This is a genomic window from Paeniglutamicibacter sp. GQ140 (genome assembly GCF_059759235.1).
On the sequence record NZ_JCAXDW010000005.1, the window covers coordinates 19,727 to 42,230 of the forward strand.

At 66.8% G+C, this 22,504-nt stretch carries 20 protein-coding genes and 2 riboswitches; of the genes, 8 read left to right on the forward strand and 12 right to left on the reverse strand.

The genetic code is table 11. From position 1 onward, the window contains the following. Positions 1–77: 77 nt before the first annotated feature. The 3 genes from AC6CHY_RS08540 to AC6CHY_RS08550 form a co-directional block, all read right to left on the reverse strand. Positions 78–350: an SHOCT domain-containing protein gene (locus AC6CHY_RS08540; protein WP_498226501.1), complete on the reverse strand. Its 273-nt coding sequence runs from the start codon at positions 348–350 to the stop codon at positions 78–80. Positions 351–506: 156 nt separating this feature from the next. Next, positions 507–1,208: a response regulator gene (locus tag AC6CHY_RS08545; protein WP_217388580.1), complete on the reverse strand. Its 702-nt coding sequence runs from the start codon at positions 1,206–1,208 to the stop codon at positions 507–509. A 37-nt stretch (positions 1,209–1,245) separates the two neighbouring features. Then, the gene (locus AC6CHY_RS08550; protein WP_498226502.1) at positions 1,246–2,373 is read right to left on the reverse strand and encodes a sensor histidine kinase; all 1,128 of its coding nucleotides are present in this window, start codon (positions 2,371–2,373) and stop codon (positions 1,246–1,248) included. A gap of 659 nt (positions 2,374–3,032) precedes the next feature. Here AC6CHY_RS08550 and AC6CHY_RS08555 point away from each other — a divergent pair. Beyond that, positions 3,033–4,709 carry a sensor histidine kinase gene (locus AC6CHY_RS08555; RefSeq protein ID WP_498226503.1) on the forward strand — a complete coding sequence of 559 codons (1,677 nt, stop codon included), beginning with the start codon at positions 3,033–3,035 and terminating at the stop codon, positions 4,707–4,709. A gap of 469 nt (positions 4,710–5,178) precedes the next feature. Further along, the gene (locus AC6CHY_RS08560) at positions 5,179–5,604 is read left to right on the forward strand and encodes a universal stress protein (protein ID WP_217388577.1); all 426 of its coding nucleotides are present in this window, start codon (positions 5,179–5,181) and stop codon (positions 5,602–5,604) included. Between the two features lie 461 nt (positions 5,605–6,065). Here the strand turns inward: AC6CHY_RS08560 and AC6CHY_RS08565 are convergent, their stop codons facing one another. After that, positions 6,066–6,947: a bifunctional methylenetetrahydrofolate dehydrogenase/methenyltetrahydrofolate cyclohydrolase gene (locus AC6CHY_RS08565; RefSeq protein WP_217388576.1), complete on the reverse strand. Its 882-nt coding sequence runs from the start codon at positions 6,945–6,947 to the stop codon at positions 6,066–6,068. A 77-nt stretch (positions 6,948–7,024) separates the two neighbouring features. Then, complete coding sequence (gene glyA, locus AC6CHY_RS08570) at positions 7,025–8,311, reverse strand: serine hydroxymethyltransferase (protein ID WP_217388575.1); 1,287 nt, start codon at positions 8,309–8,311, stop codon at positions 7,025–7,027. A gap of 62 nt (positions 8,312–8,373) precedes the next feature. Then, positions 8,374–8,461, reverse strand: a riboswitch (ZMP/ZTP riboswitch). Positions 8,462–8,553: 92 nt separating this feature from the next. On the opposite strand from glyA, the gene AC6CHY_RS08575 reads away from it, so the two are divergent. Continuing rightward, positions 8,554–9,651, forward strand: coding sequence for an NAD(P)-binding domain-containing protein (locus AC6CHY_RS08575; protein WP_217388574.1), 1,098 nt, complete (start codon positions 8,554–8,556; stop codon positions 9,649–9,651). Between the two features lie 59 nt (positions 9,652–9,710). Beyond that, positions 9,711–10,559, forward strand: a complete 849-nt coding sequence (purU, locus tag AC6CHY_RS08580) for a formyltetrahydrofolate deformylase (protein ID WP_498226504.1) — start codon at positions 9,711–9,713, stop codon at positions 10,557–10,559. A 52-nt stretch (positions 10,560–10,611) separates the two neighbouring features. On the opposite strand, the gene AC6CHY_RS08585 is transcribed toward purU, so the two are convergent. Together AC6CHY_RS08585 and AC6CHY_RS08590 are read right to left on the reverse strand one after the other, a co-directional pair. Then, positions 10,612–11,064: an OsmC family protein gene (locus AC6CHY_RS08585; RefSeq protein ID WP_217388572.1), complete on the reverse strand. Its 453-nt coding sequence runs from the start codon at positions 11,062–11,064 to the stop codon at positions 10,612–10,614. A gap of 132 nt (positions 11,065–11,196) precedes the next feature. Then, on the reverse strand, positions 11,197–11,772 hold the full coding sequence (locus AC6CHY_RS08590) for a hypothetical protein (protein ID WP_498226505.1): 576 nt from the start codon (positions 11,770–11,772) through the stop codon (positions 11,197–11,199). 234 nt (positions 11,773–12,006) lie between these two features. Between AC6CHY_RS08590 and AC6CHY_RS08595 the strand changes: the two genes are divergently transcribed. From AC6CHY_RS08595 to AC6CHY_RS08610, 4 genes are all read left to right on the forward strand, one after another. Beyond that, a complete protein-coding gene (locus tag AC6CHY_RS08595; RefSeq protein WP_217388570.1) occupies positions 12,007–12,531 on the forward strand; it encodes a gamma carbonic anhydrase family protein in 525 nt (174 codons plus the stop codon). A gap of 37 nt (positions 12,532–12,568) precedes the next feature. Continuing rightward, positions 12,569–13,627, forward strand: a complete 1,059-nt coding sequence (locus AC6CHY_RS08600) for a Gfo/Idh/MocA family protein (RefSeq protein WP_217388569.1) — start codon at positions 12,569–12,571, stop codon at positions 13,625–13,627. A 92-nt stretch (positions 13,628–13,719) separates the two neighbouring features. Next, positions 13,720–14,328: a hypothetical protein gene (locus AC6CHY_RS08605; protein ID WP_217388568.1), complete on the forward strand. Its 609-nt coding sequence runs from the start codon at positions 13,720–13,722 to the stop codon at positions 14,326–14,328. Between the two features lie 148 nt (positions 14,329–14,476). Beyond that, on the forward strand, positions 14,477–14,797 hold the full coding sequence (locus AC6CHY_RS08610) for a hypothetical protein (RefSeq protein WP_217388567.1): 321 nt from the start codon (positions 14,477–14,479) through the stop codon (positions 14,795–14,797). Positions 14,798–14,921: 124 nt separating this feature from the next. Here the strand turns inward: AC6CHY_RS08610 and AC6CHY_RS08615 are convergent, their stop codons facing one another. From AC6CHY_RS08615 to AC6CHY_RS08635, 5 genes are all read right to left on the reverse strand, one after another. Beyond that, on the reverse strand, positions 14,922–15,929 hold the full coding sequence (locus AC6CHY_RS08615) for a bile acid:sodium symporter family protein (RefSeq protein WP_498226506.1): 1,008 nt from the start codon (positions 15,927–15,929) through the stop codon (positions 14,922–14,924). 333 nt (positions 15,930–16,262) lie between these two features. Then, on the reverse strand, positions 16,263–17,468 hold the full coding sequence (locus AC6CHY_RS08620) for a cystathionine gamma-synthase (protein ID WP_217388565.1): 1,206 nt from the start codon (positions 17,466–17,468) through the stop codon (positions 16,263–16,265). 17 nt (positions 17,469–17,485) lie between these two features. Continuing rightward, positions 17,486–18,817: an O-acetylhomoserine aminocarboxypropyltransferase/cysteine synthase family protein gene (locus AC6CHY_RS08625; protein WP_498226507.1), complete on the reverse strand. Its 1,332-nt coding sequence runs from the start codon at positions 18,815–18,817 to the stop codon at positions 17,486–17,488. 96 nt (positions 18,818–18,913) lie between these two features. Further along, positions 18,914–21,271, reverse strand: coding sequence for a 5-methyltetrahydropteroyltriglutamate--homocysteine S-methyltransferase (gene metE, locus AC6CHY_RS08630; protein ID WP_498226508.1), 2,358 nt, complete (start codon positions 21,269–21,271; stop codon positions 18,914–18,916). Positions 21,272–21,325: 54 nt separating this feature from the next. Continuing rightward, a complete protein-coding gene (locus tag AC6CHY_RS08635; protein ID WP_498226509.1) occupies positions 21,326–22,252 on the reverse strand; it encodes a methylenetetrahydrofolate reductase in 927 nt (308 codons plus the stop codon). A gap of 103 nt (positions 22,253–22,355) precedes the next feature. Further along, positions 22,356–22,473: riboswitch (SAM riboswitch) on the reverse strand. Positions 22,474–22,504 lie beyond the last annotated feature (31 nt).

Here is a 22,504-nt window from a genome sequence, read left to right on the forward strand (position 1 = left end):
TGACCGGGTCGGGCTGAGCCGCACTGCGGGCCCGAGGTGAACCCCCGGTGCGGCCCGGTTGCCGTTGCGGGCCAACCCTATTTGCGGTTGGCCCGCAGTACTTCGAGGCGTTGCCGATACTCCGTCTCATCTATTTCACCGCGTGCATAGCGCTTGCGCAGCACGCCCTCGGCACTCATGGGATCGCCCTGGACGCGATGGCGCCAGTACATGCGGCGGCTAAAGAAGATGAAGAATCCAATCAGCAGAATCCAGAAGATCGGGATCAGGAAAAACCAGCCGGGGCCATACCCCGGACCCCAGGCGTGGGCCTGAACGGATGCCAGAGCGGGAAGAATCGCGGTTGTCATGATGGGTTGCTCCTCAAAGCGTGAATTGCGGGTTCCGAGGCTCTTCGCCTCTTGTACCCACTTTCTTCCCTGGCGTTCCTTCTCCGCATCGGCCAGGTGGAGACACCTTGGGCCCCTGCAGTACTCCGCTTGGTGCAGCCGAGGATGCTGCCTGGATTAGTCGCGGCTCTTCCGCGGTGTCTGCGGGGCGGGCTGCGCTCCGGGCGTGATCAGACCGCTTTCGTAGGCGATGACCACCAGCCCGGTCCTGTCTCGCACACCCATTTTTCCAATGATGCGCGAGACGTGCGTCTTGGCCGTGAGCGGGGTGATGAAAAGCTGCTCCGCAACTTCGGCATTGCTCTGGCCCGTGCCAATGAGCAACAGGACCTCGCGCTCGCGTTCCGTCAGGGCCTCGAGGGCCGCAGGCCGCCTCGGTGCCTGAACCGGCTTGGTGGCTGCAACCTGCGCCAGCAGCTTGCGGGTCACCGAGGGCGAGAGCAGCGAGTCCCCGGCGGCGACGATGCGCACCGCCGCAATGAGTTCCTCGGGCTCGGTGTCCTTGACCAGGAATCCGGAGGCGCCGGCCCGGATGGAATCGAGGATGTAGTCGTCGAGTTCGAATGTGGTGAGCATGATGATCCGAGTGTGGGCCAGTGACGGGTCCGCGGCGATGGCTGCCGCGGCTGTGATGCCGTCACCCTGGGGCATGCGGATGTCCATCAGCACGATGTCTGGGTTCAGCGCGCGGGCCTGGGCAAGCGCCTGCACGCCGTTGGAGGCCTGGCCGAGCACGCGCATGTCGTCCTCGGCACTCAGGAGCGCGGAGAATCCAGCCCTGATCAGTGACTGGTCGTCCACAATGAGAACGCCGATCATGGGGCTCCCTAGTTCAGTGTCGTGGGGTGTCCGCGTCTCAGGCATGCTGCCCCTTCGGTGCCGGGATCCATGCCTCGATCCGGGTTCCGGGTCTTCCCGCTCCCCCGGGCATGCCCGTGGTGATCGTGAGCGTTCCGCCGTGGGAGCCCAGGCGCTCACGCATACCGCCGATGCCGTTTCCCTCGTCCCCGGCGCCCATGCCGATCCCGTCGTCGGTCACCGTGACTGCAGCGTGCCCGTCATCGAGTTCGACTGCCACGGCAACGTGGCTGGCCATCGCGTGCCTGACGACATTGGTCAGCGATTCCTGCACCACCCGGTAGAGGATGTTCTCCACCCGTTCGTCGACCCACTCCGGGGGCGGCAGCACCGGCGGGGTGAAGGAGATGGACAGGTTGGCGCCGCGGACCCGCTCGACGAGTTCGTCCAGTTGCTCGAGCCGCTGGCTGGGGACTCGCGGCGCGTCCTGCCGCAGGATCGCAAGCACCCCGCGGACCTCGGAGAGTGCCTCCTTGGATCCTGACTTGATGTTTTCCAGGGCCTCGAGTATTCCGGACGTTTCGCCGTCCTTCTTGGCCAGGTGCAGCGCCACGGAGGCCTGCACGTTGATCATGGACAGCGAGTGGGCCACGACGTCGTGGATGTCCCTGGCCAGCACGAGGCGTTCCTCATCCCGCTGGTGTTTGGCCCGCTCACTGGCGGCGCGGCGGAATTCGTCCCGCCGGGTCTTGGCGCTGCGTCCCAGCTCCCCGGCCAGCAGGACGACAACCAACCACACGAGCACGAAGAAGACCCGCGTGTTTTCCCCGGGTTGCAGGGCCAGCAGCAGGAACGTGATCCCGGCCGCCGCGGCACTGCCCCAGGCCCACCAGCGTGCCCCGGCCAGAACGGCCAGAACCAGGCCCACGGAGAAGGATAAGGGGAAGGGGCCCCACGGGAAGCCCGCCGCAACGTAGCCGACCGTCACCAGCCCAATGCCTGCCGCCATGGGCCCGGGGGCGCGGCGGCGCAAGAGCAACAGGGCGGGGCCGGCCAGCAGCAGGAGCACCGCGCCCCACGTCAAAGGCGCGCCCTGGCGCCACGCGGCGATGTGGGTGCCAACCAGTTGAACGACCGCCATGACCATGGGCAGGATGCCCAGCGGAGGACGGCGTCGGTTGAACATGAGACGAGACTACTCGTTGCCGCCCGGCGTCCTCATCCGGCCTCGGCCGTAGGGACAGCTACGCCGGCGGGAGTAGGTCGCCCCCGCGACTGCCCGACAGACTGTAGGGATTCGAGCACGCTTACAAGGTTGGCAATACCCAAACCACCCATGTTCGCACAGCCGCGCGCCGAGGCGTGCCCAGTTGCACCTATTCTTATTATCTCCCCCACAAGGGCTGTTATTGCCATTGACGTCCAACTCTGACCTCGTGAAAATCAAAGGTATGAAAAGCCCGGAATGCTGTGGACATGCGCTCCGACGCCTGCGGCATATGTCGAGGCCCGCCCCGCGGTTTCGCGACCCAGTGCCCATGATGCGGACATCAGAATCCGTCTGGCCGGGACTCGACTTAATCAATTCACCAACCTCTGGGCCACCCGCGATAAAAACCGCAACTCAAGAATCGTCCGAAGCGATCCTTGATCATTTGAGTGCGACCCGTCGTTCACAATGAGTTTTTTGAGCACCAGAAATCCGCCCTCATTTGAACGGTATGACATTATTACTACCTGTTGCCCCGAAATTTGTCCGGTGCACCAAGCAGTGTCCCCTTGCGCGTTGCGGCACGATCGATCCATGGATCTCTGAGCACGACGCATGCCACAGATGGAAGTCCCATGACTCAGTCCAGAACCGCCGATTTAGTTCAGCGAAACTTCCACGCCCGTTCCCTGCGCGTTAGGGTCGTCCTTTCCCAAGCACCACTCAGCCTGACTGTGATCTTGATGGTGGCCCATGCAGGCGCCGTCTTCCCCGAGATTTTCGCCAATCCCATCTTTGCCGCTGGACTGTGGATGCACGCCGTCATCCTTCTCCTCTGCTTCGCGATGCCCTGGGACAGGCTCCCATACCCAACTTTCCTGGTCATTCCGTACCTGGATTTTGTGGCTGTGGGATTTACCCGCGAGGGCAGCCTGCCATACGCAACCTCGGCCGGATTGCTGATGTTGTTTCCTGTCTTTTGGATCTCTGCCTCGGGTCTGGCCCGCAAAACGGCAGTTTTCAGCAGCCTGCTGGGAACCTTGTTGATCATCTGGACCCCGCTGCTCCTTGACGGCACGCCGGTCACGGCGGGGCAACTGAGCAAGCCCCTGCTCTTCCCCTTCATGATGGCCGGCTTTTCCTTCGCCGTCGTGAGCATGACAGCGCACCTGGACCGCCAGCGACTGGCCGTTCTCGCCAAGGATGTCCAGCTGCGCGCCACGCTGGATGCCAGCCGACGGCGCGAACAGCTTCTCTCCGCCGTCCTGGACGCGATCCCTGTGGGCGTGGTGGTGGTGGATGCCCAGGGCCGTGACCAGTTGATGAACACCACCCAACAGGCCTTCCACGCCTTTGCCGTTCCCGATGACATGGAGGATCCTGCCGAGAAGGACCTTTTGCTCTTCGGCTCGGACAGGGTGACCCCGTTGGAGGCCGAGGAACGCCCCGTGCGCCGCGCCGTTTCGGGCGAGTCCTTCACCAATTTCGACCTCTGGGTCGGAGCGGGCGACGGAGCGCGCGCCTTCTCCACCACTGCACGTACCATGAAGGATGCTGATGGCAACTACGACGGCGCTGTCATTTCCTTTCACGATATTACGGACATGCTTGCCGCACTGGCCGCCAAGGATGATTTCGTTGCCAGGGTCTCCCATGAATTTCGAACACCGCTGTCCTCCATCCTGGGCTATGCAAGCCTGATCATGGACGACGGCCAGGACCTCCCCACCGAGGTAACCAACGCCCTAGCCGTCATCGAACGTAACGCCGAACGCCTGCTGGATCTTGTCAATGACCTGCTGGCCACAAAATCAATGATGTTTCACCCCGCTCCCACCGATTTTGCCCAACTGGTAGCGCACAGCTTGGCAGCAGCAGCCCCCTCGGCAACCGCAAATGCGGTGACCTTGCACAATTCGGTCGAGGATCCAATGCCTGTCGTCGTTGACGCCGGGAGAATCGGACAGGTGCTGGATAACCTCATCTCCAACGCCATCAAGTACTCGCCCGACGGCGGCACCGTCACCGTCCGGGCATGGGTCGAGGGTGAGGACCTCCTGTGTACGATCCAAGACACGGGAATGGGAATGAACAACACCGAGCAGGCCGAAGCATTTACCAAGTTCTTCCGTGCCGACCAAGCCCTAAAACGCGCCATTCCCGGGCTCGGCCTAGGCCTACTCATCACCAAATCCATCGTGGAAATGCACGGCGGGACTATTGATTTGCATAGCGCGCCGAGAGCAGGGACCTCCATCCGCTTCACCCTGCCACAGTCCGTATACAGGCCTGGTGCGCTGCACGTCCGCTGAGAGTCCTCCACAATGCGTGTCCGCAGGGTTGGGAACCATTGATGGCTGTCGTCCCAATTCCCGCAAGCCAGTCGCCCATTCACCACACCAGTTTTTGACTTGCTGGCGCGGATTCGATGGCAGAGACCGTGGCTCGACAGCCAGCTCGGTAGTCACCCATGCCAAGTACCCGGTGCTGATTCACCATGGCTATTGGCCGTTGTCCCCGCCTCAGGTCAGTCAACGTGGAGTTCCAACTACCTCGTGGGCACTGCGCGGCGGGCCGCCTGCGGAACGCCGCGGAAGGCCTCCGATCGCCCCGTTCGCCCTGCGCTCGAACGGGGCGATGCAGTTGCCGTTGGAACCGCAGAACTGCTAGGACGGCCACGTCACGAATGCCAGGATCCGCGGAGGTAGAGTGAGGTCTGGCGGTACCGTTGAGTGGTTTCGTCGAGCACTCCGCCCTTATTGAGGAAATGAGTCAACCACCATGGAAGAATCTCCGCGCAGCAAGATCGTTGTCGGCGTCGACGGGTCATCTGAGTCTGTCAACGCACTACGCTACGCATCGGTCCTTGCCTCGGCAATGGGCCATGATCTGGTGGCCTTCGCTTCCTGGCTCCCGCGCCTTGTCCTGGAGGACTACACCCCCGAGTGGGATCCAGAGCAGGACGCCCACGAGAACTTGGACAAGGCAATCGAGCAGGCCTTCGGCGTTGACATCCCGGAAAACCTGAAGCGCGAAGTCATTGTGGGACCGGCAGCCCCCAACCTGCTCAAGGCCTCCGAGGATGCCGCAATGGTCGTGCTGGGCACTCGCGGCCGCGGCGGCTTCAAGGGCCTGGTCATGGGATCGGTCTCCAGCTCGCTGGCCGCCCACGCCTCGTGCCCGGTGCTGATCCACCACGGCGAATAGCAGGCTCGCGGCTGTCAGTCGGGGAACCGGCCGGCACCAACGGTAGCGGTTTGCTGTTCTAACGATCGCTGGAACTCGATCTTCGTCCTCGGTATTTCCGTGGGCCATCGCAGGCTGACTTGCGCCCCAACGCCGGTACCCTTGGGCCATCACCACCGTCAAGGTCTCCGAGGCCGGCGGATACCGGGGGTTCCACTGGGCTGATGGTGAAAACACGCCGCGGCCCACCGCGAACGATTCCACTGAGACCCCCGGGCTTGGATGCCGCACCCAAATCGAACTCCACTGCGCACCCTGCCACCCCGCCTGGTGGGGCCGGGACCACCCCAAAACCACGCAGCGACCACGGGGCGGCAGATTCGTGGCTTGCAGTCGGCCGGCAAACCCAAAAACAACGCCGGCCCCGTGCCCGCCCTTGAGAACTTCAAGGACGGGCACGGGGCCGGCTCACGGGGTGGAGCCTAGATTCCTGCCGCGCGCTCCGCGGACTCGACCACGTTGGCCAAAAGCATGGCACGGGTCATCGGACCCACGCCGCCCGGGTTCGGGGAGATCCAGGAGGCAACCTCGTAGGCCGCCGGCTCCACGTCGCCGGTGACAACGGCCTTGCCGTTCTCGTCGTTGACGCGCGAGACGCCCACGTCCAGCACGATCGCGCCGGGCTTCAGGTCCTTGGCCTTGATCATGTGCGGCTGGCCGGCGGCAGCGATGACCACGTCGGCCTCGGCGAGGTGCGCGGCCAGGTCGCGGGTCCCGGTGTGGGCCAGGGTGACCGTCGCGTTGACGTCGCGGCGGGTCAGCAGCAGCCCGATCGGGCGCCCGATGGTCACGCCGCGGCCGACGACCAGCACGTTCTTGCCGTTCAGCTCGATGCCGTGGCGCTCCAGCAGCTCCACGCAGCCCTTGGGGGTACACGGCAGCGGGGAGGACATCGGGCGGTTGACGTTGGCGACCAGACGGCCCAGGTTCATCGGGTGCAGGCCGTCGGCGTCCTTGGCCGGGTCCATGGCCTCGAGGATGGTGTCCTGGTCGATGTGCTTGGGCAGCGGCAGCTGCACGATGTAGCCGGTGCATTCCGGGTTCTCGTTCAGCTCGCGGACCTTAACCAGCAGCTCGTCCTGGGTGGTCTCCTCGGGCAGGTCCACGCGGATCGACTTGATGCCGACCTCGGCGCAGTCCTTGTGCTTGCCGCCGACGTACCAGGTGGAGCCCGGGTCCGACCCGACCAGGATGGTGCCCAGGCCGGGGGTGACGCCGCGTTCGGCGAGTTTGGCCACGCGTTCGGTCAGTTCGGCCTTGAGGGCCTTTGCCGTTGCCTTGCCGTCAAGAATCTGTGCAGTCATATGTGTGGTGCTCCGTTTCAAGAAATAGTTCCCGTGCGCGCATGGTGCGGGGTGGTGCTTGGGTGGCCGGTGGCCGTTTACCAGTCTTCGAGGCCCTCATAGAGCGGGAAGGCCTTGGCCAGGGTGTTCACGCGTTCGGCCAGGGCCGCCTTGTCCGCCTGCTGTCCGTCACGCAGTGCGATGCCGATGATGTCGGCGACCTCGGTGAAGGCGGCCGCGTCGAAGCCGCGGGTGGCCAGCGCCGGGGTGCCGATGCGCAGGCCCGAGGTGGTCATCGGCGGGCGCGGGTCGAAGGGCACCGAGTTGCGGTTCACGGTGATGCCGATTTCGTGCAAAAGGTCCTCGGCCTGCTTGCCGTCCAGCTCCGAATTGCGCAGGTCGACCAGGACCAGGTGCACGTCGGTGCCGCCGGTGAGCACCGAGACGCCTGCCTTAGTGACATCCTCGGCGGTCAGGCGTTCGGCCAGGAGCCTGGCGCCCTCGAGGGTGAGGACCTGGCGCTGCTTGAATTCCTCGCCCGCGGCGATCTTGAACGCAACCGCCTTGCCGGCAATCGCGTGCATCAGCGGCCCGCCCTGGTGGCCCGGGAAGACGTTGGAGTTGATCTTCTTGGCCAGCGCCTCGTCGTTGGTGAGGATCAGTCCCGAGCGGGGACCTGCCAGGGTCTTGTGCACCGTGGAGGTGACCACGTCGGCAAACGGCACCGGGTTCGGGTGCAGGCCCGCGGCCACGAGCCCGGCGAAGTGGGCCATGTCCACCCAGAGCCTTGCGCCGACCTCGTCGGCGATGGCGCGGAACGCGGCGAAGTCGAGCTGGCGCGGGTAGGCGGACCAGCCGGCGATGATGACCTGCGGCTTCTCGGCGATGGCCTGGGCACGGAGCTTGTCCATGTCCACGCGGAAGGTTTCCGGGTCGACCTCGTAGGCGGCAACCTTGTAGAGCTTGCCGGAGAAGTTCAGCTTCATGCCGTGGGTCAGGTGTCCGCCGTGGGCCAGGGACAGGCCCAGGATCTTGTCGCCCGGTTCGATCATGGCCGAGAGGGCAGCGGCGTTGGCGGAGGCGCCGGAGTGCGGCTGGACATTGGCGAACTTGGCGCCAAAGAGGGACTTCACGCGCTCGATGGCCAGGTTCTCGGCCACGTCAACGTGCTCGCAGCCGCCGTAGTAGCGGCGGCCCGGGTAACCCTCGGCGTACTTGTTGGTCAGCACCGAGCCCTGGGCCTCGAGCACCGCGCGGGGCGCAAAGTTCTCGGAGGCGATCATTTCCAGGGTGTCGCGCTGGCGGCCCAGCTCAAGTGACAGGACCTCGGCGATTTCCGGGTCGAGCTCGGCGAGGGATTGGTTGGTCACGGGATTCTTGCTCATGGTGTTGAACTCCGGTGGGTGAGGGTTGGTCTTCGGGCAGGGTCACATTGCGAATCATTCAACCCCCGGACCCAGGCGCGCGGTCCGTGGTTAGCTCGTGTGCCGTTCCCCGGTGGTTCATCCCACCCAACGCCAGTTGCGACACCCTTCGATATTAGTCGGAATAGGCCCGTGGGCCAGACTGTTACACCGAGTGACAGTTGTATCTTCAATAACCACGTCCCACAGGAGGGCCAGCCGGAATGCAATCGATCGGTGAACAGCTTCGTACGGTCGTGATCGGTGCCGGCCAGGCAGGACTTTCGGCCGCCCACCACCTGCGACGCAAGGGCTTGGTCCCCTTCGCGGACTTCGTCGTGCTGGATGCCAACGAGGGACCCGGTGGCGCGTGGCGCCACCGCTGGGACTCCCTGACCTTCGACCGCGCCCACGGACTGCATTCGCTTCCCGGTATGGAATTGGACACACCGAACCGCGCCGAACCGGCCTCCGCGGTGGTCACCCGCTATTACGGCGACTATGAATCTGCGTTTGCCCTGCCGGTGGTCCGCCCCTTCAAGGCCAGGACCGTCACCGGCTCGCTCGGCGAGGGCTTCACCATCACGTCAACCGACGGCCGCCGGATCCAGGCGGCCACCGTCATCAACGCCACCGGAACCTGGGACAAGCCCTACTGGCCGTACTACCCCGGCGCCCGCGAATTCACCGGCCGCCAGCTGCACACCCGGGACTTCGTCGCGCCCGAGCAGTTCCTGGGCAAGCGGGTGCTGGTGGTCGGCGGCGGCACCAGCGCCGCGCAATTCCTGCTGCAGCTCGCCTCCCTGGGCATCGACACCCTGTGGTCCACCCGGCGTGCTCCGCAGTGGAGGGAAGCCCCGCAGAACAAGGCCTGGGGCATCGAGGTGGAGGCGAACGTGAACGACCGCACCCATGCCGGACTGGTTCCACGTTCCGTGGTCTCGGTGACTGGCCTGCCGCTGACCGACTTCTACCAGGAGGGAATCGACTCCGGGGTCCTGGTTTCCCGCGGCGGGATCGACTCGGTCTCGTCGGCGGCCGTCACCTTCACCGACGGCAGCACCGAGGACATCGACGTGATCCTGTGGGCCACCGGTTTCCGCGCCTCCCTTGACCACCTGGCTCCCCTGGGCCTGCGCGAGCCCGGCGGCGGCATCGTCATGGGCGAGGATTCGGTCACCGTCACCAAGGTCCCCGGCCTGTTCCTGGTCGGCTACGGCGCCTCCGCCTCCACCATCGGGGCAACGCGCGCCGGCCGGGCCGCGGCGGTTGCCGCCGTGCGGGTGCCGGATCCGCGCGAGGCGGCCGTGGCGGCGGGCTAGGAACGCTTCATTTTTCCGCCGGATTCAGCCACGGCGAACGCTGCATGTAGCGTAATCCCGTGAGCACCAACGAATTCATTGTGTCCCTGTCTTGCCCCGACCGTCCGGGCATCGTCCACGCCGTCTCGGGAGCCTTGCTCAGCGCCGGTTGCAACATCACCGAGTCGCAGCAGTTCGAAAGCCCGGAGACGCACAACTTCTTCATGCGCATCGCCGTGGCCACGGACCAGGACCTCGGGGCGGTGCGCGCGGCACTGGGCCCGGTCTCCGAGCAGTTCGGCATGGAACTGAAGGTCACCGCCGCCGGTTCGCGCGTGCGGACGCTGATCATGGTGTCCAAGGAAGGCCACGCGCTCAACGACCTGCTCTACTCGCAGCGCGCTGGGACCCTGCCGGTGGACATCCCGGTCATTGTCTCCAACCACCTTGACCTGAAGCCCATGGCCGACTTCCACGGCATTGAATTCATCCACATCCCGGTCACCGCCGCCACGAAGGCCGAGGCCGAGGCCCGGCTGCTGGCCCTGGTGGACGAGCACGACATCGAGCTGGTGGTCCTGGCCCGCTACATGCAGATCCTCTCCGATGACCTGTGCCGTGCGCTCAACGGGCGGGCCATCAACATCCACCATTCGTTCCTGCCGTCGTTCAAGGGGGCCAGGCCCTACCACCAGGCGCACGCCCGCGGCGTCAAGCTCATTGGCGCCACCGCCCACTACGTGACGGCGGACCTGGACGAGGGACCGATCATCGAGCAGGAGGTCATCCGCGTGGACCACGCGCGCACGGCCGAGCAGTTCGTGGCCATGGGCCGGGACGTGGAGGGCCGCACGCTGACCCGTGCCGTGGCCTGGCACGCCGAGCGCCGGGTCATGCTCGACGGCTACCGCACCGTCGTTTTCTCCTGACAGCGCGGCGCCGTTTGCGCGGCCCCGGCCGGGACTTCGTCAGGCGATACCCTCAGCCTTCGGCTTCACCGAGCGCGACGTGGACTTCCGAGGTGACGGCGGTGCCGCGCTCCACGGTGCGTGAGACCGTGCAGTACTTGTCGTGCGAGAGCTCCACCAGGCGTTCCACGAGGCCGGCGGCCTTGCGCCCGCCGGCGGTGTCCGGAAAGGCCACGTCGAAGGACAGGTGCAGGCCGTCCATGCGGTTGGCACCGTCCTCAACCAGCTTGTGGCCGCTTGCCGCCACCCGAAAGGTCGTGGGTTCGGCGCTGCGGGCCGTCACGGTGTCGACGTCGATCGACGAACATCCGGCAATCGCCGCCAGCAGCAACTCCACCGGGCTCAGCAATCCTTCGCCCTGGCCAAATTCAATTTCAGCGCCCGCGTCATTGCGCACCGTGTAACGGCCTGTCGCGGTGCGGGTCAGCTCGACGGAACGCAGCGTGGGGTCTTCGTTTTCGCTCATGCGTTCATCATGCCACCACCGGAGGGGACGTTTCCGTGCGCCGCGGGTGCGCGTCGTGAAGAATGATCCCCCTTTGGGCGGACGGGTGCCCGCCGGCCGCCGGGGCACCGGAAACCACCACGAAAAATCCGGTTAGGGTTCGTTGGCCCACTGCTCATGCTCGTCCAGGTGGTGGCGCGCGCTGGCCTCGGAACCGGTAAGTTGCTCCATGCGCCCCATCAGTTCAGCCGCGAGGGTCCAGGTTTCCAGGGTGGAGGGCGGGTTCACGCCTGCCGCGCGGGCAATCTTGTTGCGCCACTTGTTGGTGAACCCCAGGACCTGGTCGCCGCCGATGTTGCGGTCCCAAAGCCACCTGGCCAGCGCCCTGGCCTTCAACAGCCTGTTGGCCTCGGCGTGCGCGCCGTGGCTGAAATGGTCGACCGGGGTCTTCGGTTCGGCCGGCGCGGGTTCGACTGCTGCCGGTTCAACCGCCGCCGATTCGAGCTCGGCGGGATCGTCCGGCCCCGCGTCGGTTTCCCCGGGCTCAAGGTCGGGAAGCCCCATGGCCACGATTTCTGGACTGTTCTCGATGGTGTGGACGGCACCCTCGATGAGCCCCCTCAACCGCTCCAGGACCCGGGGAGGGATGCTCCCCGCCTGTTCATCGAGCGTGCCACGGAGTGCTGCGACCATTTGCTCGTAAACCTCGACCTTGTGCTGCGGCCACATCGTCCCAGCTGCTCCCTCACCCTTTGCGTCCGAACACCGTCTTTCGGTTCCGCCGCCCCAGGGCGCGGAGCCGAAGGACAACACTATCGGGTTGCCCGGCACGCTGGCCACCGCCCCTCCCCCGAACGCGACACCAGGACGGCAGCGGGGTCCCCACCACGGCACGGAACACGCCTGCGGCCGCTTCGTGTCACCAACCAATGGCCCCGCCGGCCAACGGCTACAGTGGGTGTCATGGCCCACATCATCACCATTGACTCGATCACCCCGTCCGTCGACCCCACCGCATTCGTGGCACCGACAGCAACGCTTTCCGGGGACGTTTCCCTGGGTGCCAATGCCAGCGCCTTCTACGGCGTCTCGGCCCGCGGGGACTCGGATACCATCACCGTCAAGGAGGGCACGAACCTCCAGGACAACGTGGTGCTGCACGCGGACACCGGCTATCCCTGCACCATCGGCGAGCGCGTCTCGGTGGGCCACTCGGCGGTGGTCCACGGGGCCACCGTGGGCAACGACTGCCTCATCGGCATGAGCGCCACCATCATGAATGGCGCCGTCATCGGGGAGAATTCCCTGGTGGCCGCCGGCGCGCTGGTGCTCGAGGGCACGCAGGTGCCCCCGCGCTCGCTGGTTGCCGGGGTTCCGGCCAAGGTCAGGCGCGAACTGAGCGACGAGGAGGTGGAGAACCTGAAGGAAAACGCCGCCCACTACCTGGTGCTGGCGGCGAAGCACCGTGAGGCAAACGCCGCACGCTAGGTAAACACCCGCCCACAGAATAGGGAGCACACACGCGATGGCAAGTTACATCCAGGCACCACCCACCGCACATCCGGGAGCCCCCTCGCCAATCAAGGCCACGGGCCGCACCCTGAACTGGGGCGTCGTCTCCACCGGGCGCATCGTCGGAAACGTCATCGCCGATCTCAAGTCGCTGGAGGACGCCAACGTGATGGCGGTGTCCTCGCGCAGCGAGAAGCGCGCCCGCGCCTTCGCCGACGAACACGACATCGAATGGGCCTACGGGTCCCACGAGGTGATGTTCGCCGAGCCGGAAATCGACGCCGTCTACATCGGCACCCCGCACGGGCAGCACTTCGAGATCGCCATGGCCGCGCTGAAGTCAGGCAAGCACGTGGTCTGCGAGAAGTCGCTGACCATCAACGCCTCCGAGGCCCGTGCCCTGGTGGCCGAGGCCGAGGCCCGCGACCTCTTCCTCATGGAGGCGGTCTGGTCCCGTTTCACCCCGGCGTTCGGCCGGGCCCTGGACATCCTGGAATCCGGCGAGCTCGGCGAGCCTTCCTGGGTCCAGGCGGACCTGGGATTCGTTGCCCCCTACGACCCGACGTGGCGGCTCTTCGACCCGGCCGCCGGCGGCGGGGCCCTGCTGGATCTGGCGGTCTATCCGCTCACCTGGGCCATCGGCGCCTTTGGCTTCCCCACCTCGGTGCAGGCCAGCAGCGACCTCAACGACGACGGCGTGGACATCCAGACCGCTATCACCCTGGGCTACCCGGGCGTGCGCCACGCCCAGCTGATGGTGTCGCTGACCAGCTCCCCGACCAAGGAAGCCCGCGTCGCCTGCACCAATGGCTGGCTGGGCACTAACGCGCCGCTGCACAACCCCACGAAGCTGTTCATCCACCCGGCCGACGGCCCGGCACGGACCGAGGTCTTTGAACCGGTGGGCGCGAACTACACCTTCGAATTCCGCGAGGCGACCCGATGCATCCAGCAGGGCCTCAACGAGTCCCCCACCATGCCGTGGGAGCACTCGGTGAACACCATGGCGATCTTCGACGGGATCCGCCACCAGCTGGGGATCCGCTACCCGAACGACCTCGTCTCGCGGTAGGCCCGCTCTCGGGGCAATGAAAACAAGGTTTGGCGGTGCCGGGGAATCCCGCGGCACCGCCAAACTTTTTCATACCCGACAGCCATCGAGCAATGGAGGATTCCTTGCTGGCCAGGGACTACATCACCGAAGATTTTCATTCACTCCGACTCTTGCGATTGTTCCTCCCCACGCACGACCGGCTCGATGAACCGCAGCGCTGGTCCGAGATATTGCCGGCCGGCGTCGAACTGGCGGGTTCCACCGACTGGAACGAACTCTGGTCCGCGCACTCGCTGGAGCACGCCGACGCGGAGCTTCCCCGCGCTCCCCTGGGCACGTTGGATCTTTCCACGGCCCAGGCCCTCGGCGAGATCCTGATCGCGCACTTCGGTCCGCGGTATCCGCTGCACACGCGCAGCTGGGTCGGCCGTGCCCGGGCTTTCCCGCCGGATGCAACAAGCAGCAGCTTTGATGGCCATGAGTTCGTCCACGAAATCCTGGGCATCGAGGAGGTCATTGCCTCCGCCATGCGGGACCAGGTTCCCGAGTTCGTGGAGGACCCCTTCAAGACCTTCGCCTGGGGCACGTGCCTATACCCGGATTCGCTGATCATTGCCGCCGAACCGATGCTGTTCCGGGCGTTGCACCAAGACCCGCGGCTGGAAGCCGTGTCCATCATGTCGCACCGAGATATCCTGCCGGCTCCCTTTGAGGGATAGACCTGCCACTATGTTTACGCTGGAGACCTTCCGAACTAGATTTAATCCATGAAGTGGCGCCCTTGGGCAATGTCGAATGTTGTCATCCACGCCGTTCGGAGAGAGTGCAAGGGGAACGGCATGAATCCGGCCGCGGCTGGACTCCATAGTGCTGCAAGGCGAAGCGGAAATGGATACGGGAACAGAGCTATTTAGCCGGCTTAGCGAGTGGTGCAAAGAGCACCGCCACAGTGTGCGTATCCGCAAACAGTGGAAAAACATGGCCTATGGCGCCGCAGAGGAGATCCACCGAGAGCTGGTCGTCAGGGGGTTTACTCCGCTCAGTGAACGCCGCCTGCGCAGGATCGCCGCAAACGCCGACTGGTGGTGGTGGAAACAGAATTCACGCAGCTCCTATGGACGCGCCCGCTCACGCCACGACAAAGGCAATCCGGTGAAGCCCACGGTTCTGGACACGGGCATCGACTAGGCCAAATCCTTCGAGGCCAGGCTAGGCCAAGGATCGAATAGGGCCATCAAACTGCCGAAGGTTCCCTGGTCGTCTGCCTTGCGGCGCGGCCCTGGAACCTTCGGAAATTTGAATCACCCGCCACCTACTTGACCGCAAGCTCCGCTTCGGCGGCTTCGCGCTCGGCGTTCTTTGCGCTGCTGCGGCGCCAGAAGGCTGCGATGACCGCACCGGAGAGATTGTGCCAGACCGAGAACACGGCGCCGGGCAGCGCCGCCTCGGGCGTGAAGTAGGTCTTGGCCAGGCCCGAGGCCAGGCCGGAATTCTGCATGCCGACCTCGATGGCCATGGTGCGGCGGGTGGCAATGGGCTGCTTGAAGAGCTTGGCGGTTCCGTAGCCCAGCGCAACGCCACCGGCGTTGTGCAGGATGACGGCCAGCAGGATCAGCAGACCCGCGCTGAAGATGGCGGCGGCGCTGCCCGCCACCACGATGAGCACCACCCCGGTGATGGCGATGACCGAGACCCAGGGAAGGGCGGGCAGAACCTTGGCGACCAGGCGCGGCAGGAGCACGCGCAGCACCAGGCCGAGCACGACGGGGATAAGCACGATCTGCACGATCGACTTGGCCATCGACCCGGCATCCACCGGCAGGTACTGGCCCGCCAGCCACAGGGTCAGCAGCGGGGTGAAGATGGGTGCCAGCAGGGTGGAGATCGAGGTCATCGTCACCGAGAGGGCGACGTCCCCCTTGGCCAGGTAGGTCACCACGTTCGAGGCGGTTCCGCCCGGCGCACAGCCCACCAGGATGACGCCGGCGGCCAGCGCCGGAGGCAGCTGCAACAGCATCGAAATGCCCAGGCCCAGCAGCGGCATGATCACATACTGCGCCACGACGCCCAGGAGCACCGGCAGCGGCTTGCGCACGACGAGCGCAAAGTCCGGCAGCGTGAGCGTCAGGCCCATGCCGAACATGATGATCATGAGCAAGGGATTGATGGCCTTGGAAAATCCGCTGAAGGTTTCGGGGGTCAGCAGGGCAATGGCCCCGCCGGCCAGGACCAGCAGCGGGAAGAGTGTCACGGCGACCTTCGCGCTGCGCTCCTCGGCATCCAGTCCGGGCTTGGGTTGTACGTTTCGATCGGTTGACATGAAAAAATGGTGACAAATTGATCAAGACATGTCCAATCGATTTGCCAGTTCGCCCAAGTCGGACCGCTGGTCGCGGAAAATGTACCGCTCATCGCAAGATCCCGGCGTCATGTGACCGGGGTCGGTAACGCAATGGAGCGAATACCCGCGGTGCGGGAGCGGGCCGGCCGCCAGGTACCTGCCCGCTCCCACCCGTCCAACACGGCCTGGATGACTCCATTACCCGCCGTGTCTCCGGCCCCGGCGCCGATGTCGAAACACCGTGCCGGGGCAATGCGGCGGCCCTCCCCGGCCCCCTCAGACCATCTGCAGGACCACCGCAAGTCAATTGCCTCAGGCCGCGGCACCCTGGAGCGAGGCGCTGCGGGCGGCGGCGAGCCCGAGCTCCAGGTCCGCGACGAGGTCCTCGACCTGCTCGATGCCCACCGAAAGGCGCACCAGGTTCCGCGGCACCGCCAGCGGGGTGCCGATCACCGAGGCGTGGGTCATTTCCGCGGAGTAGCAAACCAGCGACTCGACCCCGCCCAGGGACACCGAGAGCGCGAAAAGCTTGGTCGACTCGGCAAAGGCCCGTGCGGCGGCCTCGCCGCCGGCAAATTGCAGCGAGACGATCCCGCCAAAGCCGCTGGACTGGCTCTTGGCCAGTTCATGGCCGGGATGTGTGTCAAGGCCCGGGTAGAGCACGGTGTCGACTTCCCCGCGCCCCTGCAGCCATGCGGCAATGACGGCGGCGTTTGAACAGTGGCGCTCCATGCGCAACCCCAGGGTCTTCAGCCCGCGGGCGGCCAGGAAGCAGTCCTGCGGACCGGCCACCGCGCCCCCGGCGAATTGCTGGAAGCCGACTGCCGCGGCGAGCTCCTCGCCGCGGAACACGCGGTCGGCGACGATCACCGCTCCACCGAGCACATCCGAGTGACCGCCGATGTACTTGGTGGTCGAGTGCACCACCACGTCCGCGCCCAGGGTGAGCGGGCGCTGCAGGAACGGGGTGGCGAAGGTGTTGTCCACGACCAGCAGTGCACCGGCGGCGCGGGCGATCGCGGCCCAGCCCGCGACGTCCGCGATGCCCAGCAGCGGATTGGACGGCGTCTCCACCCAGAGCAGCGCGGTCTTCCCGGGTTGCACGGCCGCGGCGACGGCCGCCAGGTCGGTGATCTCGACCGGGGTGTTGGTGATCCCCCACTTGCCGTGCAGGCGGTTGACCAGGCGGTTGGTGCCGCCGTAGCCGTCGGCCCCGAGCACGATGTGGTCCCCGGGTTCCAGCACCGCGCGCAGCAGCGCGTCTTCCGCGGCGATCCCGGAGGCGAACGCGAAGCCCGCATGTCCCGCCTCCAGGGCGGTGAGCTGGGTTTCGAAGCCGTTGCGCGTCGGGTTGGAGCCGCGCGAGTATTCGTGCCCGGCACGCAGTACGTTGATCCCGTCCTGGACAAACGTGCTGGTCTGGTAGATCGGCGGGATGACCGCGCCGGTGAGCGGGTCGGGAGCCTGGCCCGCGTGGATGGCCTGGGTGTTAAAGCCGTGGCTGGTGGTGGTGCCCATGGTGGTTCGTCCCTTCTCTAGGCGTTGATGGTTTCGCGGTGCGCGGCCGGGGGTGCGCTTTTGCGGCTTTCGGGCGCATCGAGCGCGGCGAGCAGGTCTGCCACCAGGTCGGCGGCGTCCTCGAGGCCGGCGGAGATGCGCAGCGTGCCGGCGCCGATCCCCGCGGCGGCAAGCTTCTCCGCGTCGAGCCGGCAATGGGTCATCGCCGCGGGGTGGACCACCAGGGAGCGGGTGTCCCCGATGTTCGCGGCCAGGGCAAAGAGCTGCAGCGAGTCGACAAGCCCCGGCACGGCGTCCGGGTCCTTGAGGTCGAAGGAGAACACGCAGCCGGTCCCCCGCGGGTAGTCCCGTGCCGCCAGCGCATGATCCGGGTGCGTGGCCACGGAGGGGTGGTGGACCCGGGCCACCGCGGGGTGCGCCGCCAGCGCGCGGACAAGCGCCAACACATTGTCCTGGGCCTTGGCCGCGCGCAGCGAGAGCGTCTCGATGCCGGTGAGGATCGCCGCCGCCGATGCCGGGGCGAGGCTGGGGCCCAGGTCGTGCAGGAACTTGGAGCGCACCAGCATCAGGTAGGCCTTGTTCCCGTAGCGTTCCAGCAGCGAATCCCCGTAGTACCGCGCCTTGGGCGCGGCGATCTGCGGCCAGCGGGCGGCGTCGGAGAAATCGAAGGTGCCGGCGTCGATGACCAGTCCCCCAAGAACCGATCCGTGTCCCGCCAGCGCCTTGGTGGCCGAGTGCACCACGATGTCCGCGCCGAAGTCGATGGGCCGGTAGGCGGCCGGGGTGGCCAGGGTGTTGTCAACGACCACCGGCACGCCTGCGGCGTGGGCCACCTCGGCGATGGCGCGCAAGTCCACCAGGGTGATCAGCGGGTTGGAAACCGACTCGAGCAGGAAGCCGCGGGTCTTCTCCGTGATGGCCGCTGCCCAGTTGGCCGGGTCCTGGGGATCGACGAACGTGACGCTCACGCCGAAGTCGGCGAAGGTGTCGGTGAGCAGGTCCACGGTGCCGCCGTAGAGCTTGTTGGAGGCCACCAGGTGGCCCTGGCCCTGCAGCAGCGCGAGCAGCGAGATCGCGACAGCCGCCTGCCCGGTGGCGGTGGCGATGGCGCCGATCCCGCCCTCGAGGGCCGCGGCGCGTTCCTCCAGCACCGCGACGGTCGGGTTCCCGGTGCGCGAATAGGTGAAGCCCGGCGCCTTGAGCGCGAAGAGCTTCGCGGCGGTGGCGTAGTCGGGGAACTGGTAGGCGGCCGAGTTGTAGATCGGCACGGTCATGGGGCGGTGCGGTGCCGCCGGGGCGTACCCGGAATGGATTTCGGTGGTGGCGTTGCGCCAGGTGCTGGGGGCCATGATCGTGCCTTTCGGGCCGGAGGGGAGGCTAAGCGTGGTCGGGATGGGATGCGGGCGCGGCACCCCCAAGGTGGATGCCGCACCCGCACGGCGGGACTAGACGGAGGCGCCCAGGGTGGCGCGGGCCGCGACGGCCGCTTCCACCAGGTTGGCCAGCGAGGCCTCGGTCTCCGCGTAGCCGCGGGTCTTCAGCCCGCAGTCAGGGTTGATCCACAGCGACTTCGGGTCCAGGGACGCCAGGGCGATGTCGATGAGCTCGGCGACCTCGGCGGTGGAGGGCACGCGCGGGGAGTGGATGTCGTACACGCCCGGGCCGATGCCGCGGCTGTAGCCGAATTCCGTCAGGTCCGCGGTGACCTCCATGCGGGAGCGGGCAGCCTCGATCGAGGTCACGTCCGCGTCCAGGGCGTCGATGGCCTCGATGATCTCGCCGAACTCCGAGTAGCACAGGTGGGTGTGGATCTGCGTGGCGTCCGCGGCCCCCGAGGTGGCCAGGCGGAAGGAGTCAACGCTCCAGCCCAGGTACTTGGCCTGGTCCTTGGCGCGCAGCGGCAGCAGCTCGCGCAGTGCCGGCTCGTCGACCTGGATGATGCCGATGCCCGCGGCCTGCAGGTCCGCGATCTCGTCGCGCAGCGCCAGGGCCACCTGGTTGGCGGAGGTGGCCAGGGGCTGGTCGTCGCGGATGAAGCTCCAGGCCAGGATGGTGACCGGGCCGGTGAGCATGCCCTTGAGCGGCTTGTTGGTCAGCGAGGCGGCGTGGGAAATCCACGGGACGGTGAAGGCCGCCGGGCGGGAGACGTCGCCCCAGAGGATCGAGGGGCGGGTGGCGCGCGATCCGTAGGACTGCACCCAGCCGTTCTCGGTTTCGGAGAAGCCGTCGAAGTTCTCGGCGAAGTACTGGACCATGTCGTTGCGCTCGGCCTCGCCGTGCACCAGCACGTCGAGTCCCAGGCGTTCCTGCAGTTCCACCACCCGCTGGATTTCCTCCTTGAGGAAGCCCTCGTACGCGGCGTCGTCCAGGGTGCCGGCCTTGTGCGCGGCGCGGGCGGTGCGGACCTGGGTGGTCTGCGGGAAGGAGCCGATGGTGGTGGTCGGCAGCGGCGGCAGCGCCAGGGCGGTCTCCTGGGCGGCCTTGCGGATTGCTGCATCCGAGCGGGAGAAGTCGGCGGTGGTCAGGTTGTCCAGGCGCTCGCGCACCGCGGCAACGGTGGTCCCGGCGAATCCGGCGCGGTGGGCACGTGCCGATTCGGCGGCGGAGAGCTCGGCGGCGATGGCGGATTCGCCCTCGGCCAGGCCCTTGGCCAGGGTCAGCACCTCGGCGACCTTCTGGTTGGCGAAGGCCAGCCATTCGGGCAGGTGGGGCGGCAGGTTCGCCTCCTGGGCGACGTCGTGCGGGACGTGCTGCAGCGAGGTGGCGGTTCCCACGGCCAGGGTGCCGCCGGCCTTTTCGACCTCGGTGCGCAGGGAGGCGAGCGTGCCCAGCGAGGCGGCCAGGTCGTTGCGCCAGATGTTGCGCGAGTCAACGATGCCCGCAACAAGGGTGGAACCGGCAAGGTCGCCGAGGAATTCGGCGGTGGGCACGGCGCCGCGGACCAGGTCGGCGTGCACCGCCTCGACACCGGTGCGGGCCAGCAGGCCCTGGGTGGCGCCCGGGCGGGCGGGATCCCCGGCGGTGCCGTAGCCCAGGCCCACCAGCAGGGCCGGGCGCGCCGTGGCGGCGGCCAGCTGCGTGTAGACGGTTTCGGCGAGCGCACCGGGGACGGCCAGGGCGGCGCCGCGGTCGGTGACAAGTGCCGGCTCGTCGAGCTGCACCCAGGGCGCGCCGGCGGCGGCAAGTGCAGCAAGGATCTCGCCGTAGGCGGCAACGACCTCGTCGATGCGCGAGAGCGGGTCGAAACCGGCAGGTGCGCCGTCCTCGGGCTTGGCCAGCAGCAAGTAGCTGATCGGGCCCACGAGGGTGGGGCGGATGGTGTTGCCCTGGGCGGCGTGTGCCGCGAAGGACTCGACCAGGGCGGCGGCGTTGGCCTTGACCGGGGTGGCTTCGCCGATTTCCGGGACCAGGTAGTGGTAGTTGGTGTCGAACCACTTGGTCATTTCCAGCGGGGCGCGGGATTCGTCGCCTCGGGCCAGCACGAAGGAGGCGGCGGTGTCGATGGCGCCGTTGGCGTCGGCCAGGTCGGCGAAGCGGGCGGGCAGCGCCGAGAGGGCGACGGTCGCGTCGAGCACCTGGTCGTAGTAGGCGAAGTCGCCGGGAAGCGAGGCGTCGTCGGCCGCAAGGCCCAGCCCGGTGAGCCTTGCCAGGTTGGCGTTCTGCAGTTCACGGGCGGCGGCGTGCAGCGTGGCCTCGTCGGTGCGTGCTGCCCAGTGCGCCTCGAGGGCCTTCTTGAGCTCGCGGTTGGGCCCGATGCGCGGATAGCCGAGGATGGATGCTGCCGGGAAGGTTGCCTTGGTCATGGTGATTCTCCTGTTGTTCTGGCGTGGTGGAAAGTAATGGGAAGGTGTGTGGGTCTAGACGGCGGCGCGGGTTGCCCAGGCGTTGGACGCCCTGGCACGGGTCCGCGGCAATTCGAGCCGCTCGATGACATCGAGGGAGCCGCGGTGGTCGTTGAAGGTGTAGAGGTGCACGCCCGGCGCCCCGTCGTCGAAGGCGCGCTTGGCCAGGGTGACGGCGGCGTCCACGCCGATGCGGTGGCGCTCGCCATCCGAGTCCGCCGTCTCCAGGGCGTGGGCCAGGATCGGGTCCGGGGCAATGCCCGTCATCGATGCCAGCCGGTTCAGGCGCCGCAGCGAGTTCAGCGGGATGACCCCGGGGATGATCGGAATGGTGACCCCGGCGCGGCGGGCCGATTCCACGAGGTTGGTGTATTCGCCGGCCCGGAAGTAGACCTGCGTGATCGCGTAGTTCGCGCCGGAGCGCTCCTTGGCCAGCAGCACCTCGACGTCGTGCTCGAAGGACGGGGACTCCGGGTGCCGGATCGGGTAGGCGGCAACGCCCACCCCCAGCCGCCCGCCGGCCAGGGCGGCCGAGTGGTCGGCCTCGACCTCGCGGATCAACTCGATCAGGTAGCGGGCGAAGGGGAACTCCCCGCGCCACTCATCCGGGTCCGTCGGCAGGTCCCCGCGGAGGGCCAGCACCCCGCGGACCCCGAGGGAGATGAAGTGCCGGATCAGGTTCTGCAGGGATTCGCGGCTCTCCCCCACACAGGTCAGGTGCGCCAGCGGGCGCAGCCGGGTGTTTTGGATGAGGTGCTCGATCAGTTCCAGCGACGCGTTCCTCCTTGTCGGGGACCCCGAGTAGGTCACCGACACGTAGTCGGGATCCGTCGCCTCCAGGGCCGCGATGCTGTTGAAGATCCCCTCGGTGGCGTCGCGGTTCACCGGCGGGTACAGCTCGTAGGACAGGGACGGCGGTGCGGCTGTCGTTTCAATGCTCATGCGTGTCTCCTCGTCGATTCGAGGGAGGCATCAGGGATCGCCACCAAAGCCCCAGGGATCCGTCACGGATTTCCTGCGGCGATGATGAGTGAACGCTGAAGCGGCTCCATCGCTTCTGGCCTTAGCACCCTCGCCGAGCGGAGTCCCCGCGAGGGGAATCCATCGGACGATGGTTGCTGCGGCGTCAACGAGCCAGATCTCTCAGCCGCTCTTGATGGTTGATGCATTCATCTTGGAACAGCGTCGACAAGG

What these genes read in the sequence shown, in the direction of transcription:
- AC6CHY_RS08540 (WP_498226501.1), bottom strand. Translation starts at nt 350, where the DNA reads ATGACAACCGCGATTCTTCCCGCTCTGGCATCCGTTCAGGCCCACGCC.
- AC6CHY_RS08600 (WP_217388569.1), top strand. Translation starts at nt 12,569, where the DNA reads ATGGCAAGTTACATCCAGGCACCACCCACCGCACATCCGGGAGCCCCC.
- AC6CHY_RS08550 (WP_498226502.1), bottom strand. Translation starts at nt 2,373, where the DNA reads ATGTTCAACCGACGCCGTCCTCCGCTGGGCATCCTGCCCATGGTCATG.
- AC6CHY_RS08575 (WP_217388574.1), top strand. Translation starts at nt 8,554, where the DNA reads ATGCAATCGATCGGTGAACAGCTTCGTACGGTCGTGATCGGTGCCGGC.
- AC6CHY_RS08635 (WP_498226509.1), bottom strand. Translation starts at nt 22,252, where the DNA reads ATGAGCATTGAAACGACAGCCGCACCGCCGTCCCTGTCCTACGAGCTG.
- AC6CHY_RS08590 (WP_498226505.1), bottom strand. Translation starts at nt 11,772, where the DNA reads ATGTGGCCGCAGCACAAGGTCGAGGTTTACGAGCAAATGGTCGCAGCA.
- AC6CHY_RS08615 (WP_498226506.1), bottom strand. Translation starts at nt 15,929, where the DNA reads ATGTCAACCGATCGAAACGTACAACCCAAGCCCGGACTGGATGCCGAG.
- AC6CHY_RS08555 (WP_498226503.1), top strand. Translation starts at nt 3,033, where the DNA reads ATGACTCAGTCCAGAACCGCCGATTTAGTTCAGCGAAACTTCCACGCC.
- AC6CHY_RS08595 (WP_217388570.1), top strand. Translation starts at nt 12,007, where the DNA reads ATGGCCCACATCATCACCATTGACTCGATCACCCCGTCCGTCGACCCC.
- AC6CHY_RS08565 (WP_217388576.1), bottom strand. Translation starts at nt 6,947, where the DNA reads ATGACTGCACAGATTCTTGACGGCAAGGCAACGGCAAAGGCCCTCAAG.
- AC6CHY_RS08560 (WP_217388577.1), top strand. Translation starts at nt 5,179, where the DNA reads ATGGAAGAATCTCCGCGCAGCAAGATCGTTGTCGGCGTCGACGGGTCA.
- AC6CHY_RS08545 (WP_217388580.1), bottom strand. Translation starts at nt 1,208, where the DNA reads ATGATCGGCGTTCTCATTGTGGACGACCAGTCACTGATCAGGGCTGGA.
- AC6CHY_RS08605 (WP_217388568.1), top strand. Translation starts at nt 13,720, where the DNA reads ATGGAGGATTCCTTGCTGGCCAGGGACTACATCACCGAAGATTTTCAT.
- AC6CHY_RS08625 (WP_498226507.1), bottom strand. Translation starts at nt 18,817, where the DNA reads ATGGCCCCCAGCACCTGGCGCAACGCCACCACCGAAATCCATTCCGGG.
- AC6CHY_RS08585 (WP_217388572.1), bottom strand. Translation starts at nt 11,064, where the DNA reads ATGAGCGAAAACGAAGACCCCACGCTGCGTTCCGTCGAGCTGACCCGC.
- metE (WP_498226508.1), bottom strand. Translation starts at nt 21,271, where the DNA reads ATGACCAAGGCAACCTTCCCGGCAGCATCCATCCTCGGCTATCCGCGC.
- glyA (WP_217388575.1), bottom strand. Translation starts at nt 8,311, where the DNA reads ATGAGCAAGAATCCCGTGACCAACCAATCCCTCGCCGAGCTCGACCCG.
- AC6CHY_RS08620 (WP_217388565.1), bottom strand. Translation starts at nt 17,468, where the DNA reads ATGGGCACCACCACCAGCCACGGCTTTAACACCCAGGCCATCCACGCG.